This is a genomic window from Streptomyces sp. NPDC088246, from assembly GCF_044741025.1.
In the GTDB taxonomy this organism is placed as follows: domain Bacteria; phylum Actinomycetota; class Actinomycetes; order Streptomycetales; family Streptomycetaceae; genus Streptomyces.
In genome coordinates, this window is sequence record NZ_JBIURV010000118.1 from 1 (window position 1) to 7724 (window position 7724).

The 7724-nt window shown below is 68.2% G+C and carries 7 protein-coding genes and 1 tRNA gene; 4 read left to right on the plus strand and 4 right to left on the minus strand.

Annotated elements, in window-relative coordinates; genetic code table 11:
• The first annotated feature begins 245 nt into the window (after positions 1–245).
• Positions 246–938, plus strand: a complete 693-nt coding sequence (locus tag ACIPEK_RS45850; RefSeq protein ID WP_402008783.1) for a PhzF family phenazine biosynthesis protein — start codon at positions 246–248, stop codon at positions 936–938.
• 243 nt (positions 939–1181) lie between these two features.
• On the opposite strand, the gene ACIPEK_RS45855 is transcribed toward ACIPEK_RS45850, so the two are convergent.
• Entirely contained in the window at positions 1182–1619 is a 438-nt protein-coding gene (locus tag ACIPEK_RS45855; protein WP_393703460.1) for an Lrp/AsnC family transcriptional regulator, read from the minus strand.
• Between the two features lie 155 nt (positions 1620–1774).
• On the opposite strand from ACIPEK_RS45855, the gene ACIPEK_RS45860 reads away from it, so the two are divergent.
• The 3 genes from ACIPEK_RS45860 (at position 1775) to ACIPEK_RS45870 (ending at position 5229) form a co-directional block, all read left to right on the plus strand.
• Complete coding sequence (locus tag ACIPEK_RS45860) at positions 1775–2944, plus strand: trans-sulfuration enzyme family protein (protein ID WP_402008786.1); 1170 nt, start codon at positions 1775–1777, stop codon at positions 2942–2944.
• Between the two features lie 75 nt (positions 2945–3019).
• Positions 3020–4315 carry an amidohydrolase family protein gene (locus ACIPEK_RS45865; RefSeq protein WP_402008788.1) on the plus strand — a complete coding sequence of 432 codons (1296 nt, stop codon included), beginning with the start codon at positions 3020–3022 and terminating at the stop codon, positions 4313–4315.
• Between the two features lie 98 nt (positions 4316–4413).
• Complete coding sequence (locus ACIPEK_RS45870; protein WP_402008790.1) at positions 4414–5229, plus strand: MBL fold metallo-hydrolase; 816 nt, start codon at positions 4414–4416, stop codon at positions 5227–5229.
• A 362-nt stretch (positions 5230–5591) separates the two neighbouring features.
• Here the strand turns inward: ACIPEK_RS45870 and ACIPEK_RS45875 are convergent, their stop codons facing one another.
• The 3 genes from ACIPEK_RS45875 to ACIPEK_RS45885 form a co-directional block, all read right to left on the minus strand.
• Entirely contained in the window at positions 5592–5852 is a 261-nt protein-coding gene (locus ACIPEK_RS45875) for an inner-membrane translocator (protein ID WP_402008793.1), read from the minus strand.
• A gap of 366 nt (positions 5853–6218) precedes the next feature.
• Positions 6219–6292: transfer RNA gene (locus ACIPEK_RS45880), tRNA-Met, on the minus strand.
• Between the two features lie 396 nt (positions 6293–6688).
• Positions 6689–7585, minus strand: a complete 897-nt coding sequence (locus ACIPEK_RS45885; RefSeq protein WP_402008796.1) for a DUF7019 family protein — start codon at positions 7583–7585, stop codon at positions 6689–6691.
• Positions 7586–7724: the final 139 nt, after the last annotated feature.

Below are 7724 nucleotides of genomic sequence, written 5' to 3' on the forward strand. Positions count from 1 at the left end.
CCCAACAGAGTGACGGCCACACGCCGCCCGGCACAGCACCCGAACGGCGCGTCACATCACAACAGGGCAAACGTTCCCTGCTACGGCACTAGCTCATGAAGTGGTGGAGGGGTTCGAGGTCGGTCGGGGCGACGGACGCGAGGAGGTTGGGCGGGCCACTGCGTTGCGAGTGGCCCTGTACCGGTCCCACACTCGCCAGCTGGGATGGACGCCGAATCCGCTGGCACCGATACGAAAGGCTCTTGATGACCACGTCGCGAACCCGTTCGTTCATGCAGGTCGATGTGTTCTCCACGCTTCCCTACGGCGGCAATCCGGTCGCGGTCGTCCTGGACGGCACGGACCTGACAGATGAGGAGATGCAGCGCCTGGCGCGTTGGACGAACCTGTCCGAGACCACATTCGTGCTGCCCCCCACTGCCGCGGAGGCGGACTACCGGCTGAGGATCTATACGCCCGGGGGCGAGCTGCCGTTCGCCGGGCACCCCACCCTGGGTTCCGCGCGGGCCTGGCTGGAGGGTGGCGGCACGCCACAGCACGCCGACCGGATCGTGCAGGAGTGCGCCGCGGGCCTGGTGACCGTGCGTCGAGGGGACGGTTCGCTGTCCTTCGCCGCCCCGCCCAGGGTGCGCGACGGCGCGCTCGACGACGCCTATCTGGACCAGATCGTCGACGCCTTTGGCATCACCCGGGACCAGGTGCTGGCCCACCAGTGGGTGGACAACGGGCCCGGCTGGGCGGTGGTCCAGCTGGCCACCGCCCAGGACGTCCTCGCCCTCGAGCCCGACTTGTCCCTCATCCCGACCGCGATGGTCGGTGCGATCGGGGCCCACCCCGAGGGATCCAGGCACCACTTCGAGATGCGCACCTTCGCCCCCGGGGCCGGCGTTCCCGAGGACCCCGCATGCGGCAGCATGAACGCCGGTGTCGGGCAGTGACTCACCGCCACCGGCGGCGCAACCTCCACCTACCGGGTCTCCCAGGGCACCCGGCTGGGGCGGGCCGCCAGCATCGAGATCACCGCCGATCCGGACGGCACCGTCTGGGTCAGCGGCGCCACCACCGTGTGCATCCGCGGCTCCATCACCGCGTGACAGCCCGACCGCCCGCGCCCGCGCGACACCCACCAGCTCTGGTCACCAGGCGACCGTGACAATGGGCCGACGCTGGCAGCGGGGCTGTCATGCGGTGTCGAGTGTCTTCATGATGACGAAACTGTTGACCGTGGCGACGCCGGGCAGTGCGGCCATCTGATTGGCGTGGAAGTCCTCGTAGGCGGGCAGGTCGGCAACCTCCACCTGCAACAGGTAGTCGAAGTTGCCGGTGATGTGGTGGCAGGCGATCACCTCCGGCAGCTCCATCACCTGTTCCTCGAAGGCGACCACGTCCGCGCGGGTGTGCCGCATCAGCCGCACCCCCGCGAAGACGCGCAGCCCGCGGCCGACCGCCGCCGGGTCGATCAGCGCCCGGTAGCCGCGGATGACCCCGGTCTCCTCCAGCTGCCGTACACGCCGCAGGCACGGTGAGGGCGTCAGCCCGACCCGTGCGGCGAGCTCGTTGTTGCTGATACGGCCATCCCGTTCGAGTACGGCCAGGATCGACCGGTCCACTTCATCCATGACAGCACAATATTGCGTGTGGGGCATCTGCAGCACACATAAATGCTGCTTCTTGGCGCAAGATCTTGCCAAGATTGCTGACAGCCGGGTCATGTCGGCGTCGCAAGCGGCCATGCTGGATACAGACATAGCGTCGAATTCCGGAAGGGCCAGCCATGCCGGGCAAGAGCACCGTCACCATTCACAGCGACCGTGAGACCCACCCCAGCCGCGCCGTGGCGCCGCCGATCTACCAGACGGCGGCGTTCTCGGCCGAGGACGCAACCACGTTCGCCGCCGGCGCCGTCGAGCCGCGGGGCCAGGACTTCTACACCCGCTTCGGCAACCCCAACCACGCCCAGGCCGCAGCCGTCGTCGCGGAACTGGAGGGCACCGAGGGCGCGATGGTCACCGCGTCCGGCATGGCCGCGATCACCACGGCGGTGCTCGCCCTGGTGTCCAGCGGCGACCATGTCATCGGGCAGAAGTCCACCTACGGCGGCACGGCCTCGGTCCTGCTGAACCTGCTGCCGCGCCTGGGCGTGTCCACCACGCTGGTCGACCAAAGAGACCCCGAGGAGTTCGAGAAGGCCCTCACCTCCAAGACCCGGCTGATCTTGGTGGAGACACCGAGTAACCCGCTGCTGCAGATCACCGACCTGCGCGCCGTTGCCGACCTGGGCCGCGCCCACGGTGTGCTGACCCTGGCGGACAACACCTTCGCCACCCCGCTGAACCAGCGCCCGGCGGACTTCGGCATCGACGTGGTCTGGCACAGCGCTACGAAGTACCTCAACGGCCACTCCGACGTCTCCGCCGGAGTGCTGGCCGGACCGGTGAAGATCCTGGACCGGATCTGGGAAACCAGCCTGCTCACAGGCGCCACCCTCGGCCCCATCGACGCATGGCTGCTGCTGCGGGGCATGCGCACCCTGCCGCTGCGCGTTCCGCGGCACAACGACAACGGCCTCGCTCTCGCCGAGGCACTGAGCAGCCACCCGGCGGTGACACGCGTGCACTACCCCGGCCTGGCGACCCACCCCCAACACAAGCTGGCCCTCGACCAGATGAACGGATTCGGCGGAGTACTGAGCGTCGAGTTCACCGGCGGATACGAGATGGCCGACGCCTTCTTGTCCCGACCGCGCTACCCCCGCCGCTCGGCGAGCCTCGGCGGTGTGGAATCCCTCGCCGTGCACCCGGCCTCCATGTGGGCCGGAATGCTCAGCGACGACCAGATCACCGACACCGTCCCGGCGGGCCTGGTGCGGCTGGCGGCAGGCACCGAGGACACCGCCGACCTCGTCGCCGACGCCCTCGCCGCGGCCGACGCCGTACACGACTGAGCGGCCCTGCACCGCAGCACCTTCAGCCCGCCTACCGCAAGTGATCGTGAACCACCGAAGCAAAGGACCCCTCTCATGAAGACCCTGCTCTCTGGCGGCACCGTCGTCAGCATGGACCCGGCTGTCGGGGATCTCGATCGAGGCGACGTGCTCATCGAGAACGGAAAGATCACCAAAGTGGCCGAGCGGATCGACGCGCCGGACGCCGAGGTGATCGACGCGAGCGACCGGATCGTCATGCCCGGCTTCGTCGACAACCACCGCCACAACTGGCAGACCGCCTTCCGCGGCATCGGCGCGGACTGGACCTTCGCGCAGTGGGCAACAGCGATGCACGGCACCGTCAAAGCCCACTACATGCCCGAGGACGTCTACGCGGCCACCCTCCTGGGGCGCCTGGAGGCCCTGCACTCCGGCATCACCACCATGCTGGACTGGTACCACGTCGCCCAGGACCACGAGCACGAGGACGCCGCCATCGCCGCGCTGCGCGAAGCGCCCGCGCGGTCGATCTTCTGCCTCGGCGCGGGATGGGCCACTACCCGCCCCGTCGACGACGACATCCGCCGCGTCCGTTCTGCATTGGACGGGCACGGCCTGGTCACCATGGCCTTCGGCCTGCGCGGCGCCGACGACACCGGCATGGACACCCTCGCCCGGGAACTTCAGCTCGCCGACGAACTCGGCCTGCGCACCAGTCTGCACACCGGGTCCGACGGCACCCAGCGCCCCATCGCGGACATGCACAAGCATGGCCTGCTGCGCGACACCACCACCTTCGTCCACGGCAACGGCATCAGCGACGAGGAGCTGCGGATGCTCGCTGATGCCGGCAGCTCCCTGTCCGTCAGCCCTGACGTCGAGCTGAAGATGGGCTTCGGCGCGCCGATGACGGGCCGGGCCCTGGCCGCCGGACTTCGCCCCACTCTGTCCATCGACGTCGTCCCCTCCGTCGGTGGCGACATGTTCGCCGCGATGCGCGCCGCCTTCGCCGCCCAGCGCGGTCTGGACGGCGGCCTGTGCGCCCGCGACCTGCTGGAGTTCACCACCATCGACGCCGCAGCCTCGTGCGGACTCGACGCCCGCACAGGCAGCATCACCCCCGGCAAGGACGCCGACATCGTCCTGCTGCGCACCGACGACATCACCGTGTTCCCTGTCACCGACCCGGCCGGCACCATCGTCTCCGCCGGCCACCCCGGACTCGTCGACACCGTGCTCGTCGCCGGCCGCGTGGTCAAACGAGACGGAACCCTGCTGGGCGTCGACCTGCCCACGCTCAAGAGCCGGCTGATCGCGTCCCGCGACCGCATCGCCGCTGCCGCCGGCGTACGGCTCGACGGCACCTGGCGTCCGCAGCCCTCGAAGTAACCGTATCGAAGCGGCCGTATCCAAGCTGCCGCACCGGAAGCTGCCCGCCGAACTCCCCGACCCCGACCGACCAACCCCCCGTACACAAGGACGACTCCATGCGGCTCACCTCCAGCGGCCGGCGATACGCCACATTTGCATTCGGCGACCTGACAGTGACTTCACTGCGCGACGGCCACGTCGACATGCCGCCGACACGGCTGCGCGACAAGAACGGACACCCGCTTGCGGAGCTGCCGGACACGGTCCCACTCGTCGGCGGCAACCTGCGGCTGTCGGTCAACGCGTTCCTCATCACCAACGGAACCGCAGCAGTCCTCATCGACACCGGCGCGTCCAACGCCTGGCACTCCACCATGGGATCGTTCCTCGACGCCCTGGAAGAAGCCGGAATCGACCGCGGCGACATCACCGACGTGGCGATCACCCACAACCACGAAGACCACGTGGGCGGCCTCATCGCACCCGATGGCTCCGAGGCATTCCCCGAGCTCCGACGCGTGTGGATCGGCGTCGGCGACACAGCGGTATTCACGGGGCGGCTCGAGCCCGTCCGCAACCGAGTCGTCCCCATCACCGGCAAGGTCGCGATCAACGACTGGGTGACGGCCGTCCCGACCCCCGGACACACCCCCGGCCACACCGTCTACGAGGTCAGCAGCAGCGCCGGCCGACTCCTCGTCTGGGGCGACACCGTGCACGTACCGTCACTGCAATTCGCCCAGCCGGACGTGTCCTGGGAACTCGACGGCGCACAGCCACAAGCGCGCAAAGCACGCACCGCGCTCCTCGAACAACTCACCAGGCCCCGGTACTTCGTCGCCGGCGCCCACCTGGACTCGCCCGGAGTGGGACACGTCACACGCAAGGGCACTGGCTACGCGCTTGAGTACCTTGCGCCATCGCTCGCCTGAATCTGTCAAGCAAGCACGCACCTGTGGCCGATGTCGCGATTCGACACCTGCACAGCGCAGAGCAAAGTCGAACCGAACAACGTCAGCACGAGCTGCCACGTTGACATCCAACGTAGTCGGCGCAGGTCAGCGGCCGGCATTCGACTACCTTCGCTGTCAAAGGACACGAACTGTGTCTTGTGCCATCGGATCTTGAATGCGTGCCATCGAATATTGACGGCTGCAAGTACGTGTCACCGAACTTTGAGTGCGCTGGTCAGAGGAGGACTCGCAGGGACCAGGGGCAACTGAGGGGCACTGGGCCCGTTGAGTCGGCCGCGACGGGCCCGGCCTGAAGGAATACGCCTTTGACCGCTCCTGGGTCAGGGCCAGACCCTCAGCGATTGGCCTGCCAGGACGACGCAGATCACCAACTGAACCGCCCCGATAGCTCGATGACCGAGCCGCAACAGCATGACGCCCGTCACGCCGACCGCCAAGGCCAGAACGCCGAAGCACAGCACTGGCGTCCAGTCGCCGGGCCGTGAGCCGGCCGCTGTCTGCCCGGAACCGGCGTCTATCCGGCCCAGCCCCCGTACCGCGAGCACGATGACGGCCAGCAATCCGGCCGCCACGTCCGCCACCAGCGTGAGCAGCAGGAGACAGCCTGCAGTGAGGCATCCTTCGCGTAGGAAGGCTGCTTGTCTGCAAGTTCGGGCATGTCCGTATGGTCATACAGAGTCCAGCCCTCCAAACGCGTCTTGGCCGACTCGCAATCCAGGCGTACTCCGCTCTTCACGAGCCCGCCCGGCCCCGGGCGACCCGGCGTGAGCAGCCACACGGTACGGGCGTCACTCAAGCTTCCCTGCGTTGCCTGCGAGATCGGGCGAGCCCTTCGTATGGTTGGCCCACCCAGGGGCGTCGGGTGTGGCTTTCAAACTTCTGCCGCTTGGTTCGAGCGGGGCCAGACGCAGTGAAGGCCCGGTATCCACCGGGCCTTCACGTTTGAGTAGCGGGGACAGGATTTGAACCTGCGACCTCTGGGTTATGAGCCCAGCGAGCTACCGAGCTGCTCCACCCCGCGTCGGTATGGTGAACTGTACGGCACCGACCCGGCTCGGCCGAATCGGCTTTCGCTTGGAGGCAGTGCCAGCGCATCTGTGGCCGCTGTCGGCTGGCCACCATCCGAGTCTCGCCCCAGGCCGGGAGACGCGGCAGTGGGACCTTCAGCAAGACCACCAACCAGTTGGTGCGGGCGCTCCCGTTGGCTACTGAGTGTGGCGCTGGTCGCCGTATTACCGGCTGGTGCTCCGCACTGCCGACGGCGTGCCGGTCCACACGGGGGCACGGTCTACCTGGCGCACCCTCCGATGCCCGGCTTGGTCCTGTGCATCGGCGGCCGACACTGGCGTGTTGAAGCGGCGCAGCTCAACGTGCCCGAGCCGGGTCAGCTTGGCGGCCGGCGACGCCTCGACCGTCCTCATTCCGGCGCTCGAACTCGGTGGAGGCTACGGGTAACTGCCGGGGCTGGTGGGCTCTGCGCCACAATGGGCGCACGGCGGCCGAGGAGGTGACGGAGCCGACCGGTGGCTCCCCCCTGGTATCGGACAAGGGTGTCGGGCTGCAGCGCCCGTACCCACAGCGGAGCACCAATCACGATCCGGTGCGCGTCGGCGAGGCCAAGCTCCCCATCAAGGTTCCAACGGCGATCGTCCAAAACGACGTCGGCGTAGATCTCGGCACACCAGTGGGCCTGGCGGTGGTGGCCGAGGGTGTACCCGCGGGTCCGGGGACGCCCTTCGTGTTCCTGACCGGGGATCTGGCCCTGCTGAACGGCGGTTTTGAGGGCCTCCACGGCGCGGGACTGGTCGTCGTCCCATTGCCAGGTGTTCTCGGTGCCTCGGCTGCGCAGCAGCTCCTCGATTGCCGGGGCCGCGGACGAGACCCAACCCGCGTCGATCGCGTCTCCGGGACGGAACCCTTCGACATGCTCCATGCTGCCGAAGAGGACGACGTCCACCGGTCGTCCTTCCTGACAGCGGGTGCGGATGTGGCAGAGCACGGCCTCGTTCGCGGCGTAGTTGCCGACGAACTCGGCGAACTCCACGCGCCCGGTTCCCTGGGCGTAGGCGACGGGAGGAGAGCGGTCGAAGGCGGTAGCTGCGAGAGGCCCGAGCTTTCTGAGGATCTGCTGAGCCGTTCGCAGGCGGTTTCTGGCGCGGTTGCCCTCTCCGATCTGGAGTTGCGTCATGGGCAGGCTGAGGGTGAAGGACCACCGCCAGCCGCGCTCCAAGGCCAGGCCGATCTCATCGGCTACAGCGCGAACTCGGCGATCGGACCAGTACAAGTACCGTCCGACGTCGCCCCCTTGTGCCACGAGCCCCTCCTCCGCTTACTGTTCGCCCTCAACTTCATCGGACTCTAGTAGGGCTTTGTTAGGTCCTGTGGTGGGGTTCGGGGGTTGGTGCGGGTTGGCCGCATATCGAGCAGGCGCCGGTCCAGGTGGCCAGGAGGGC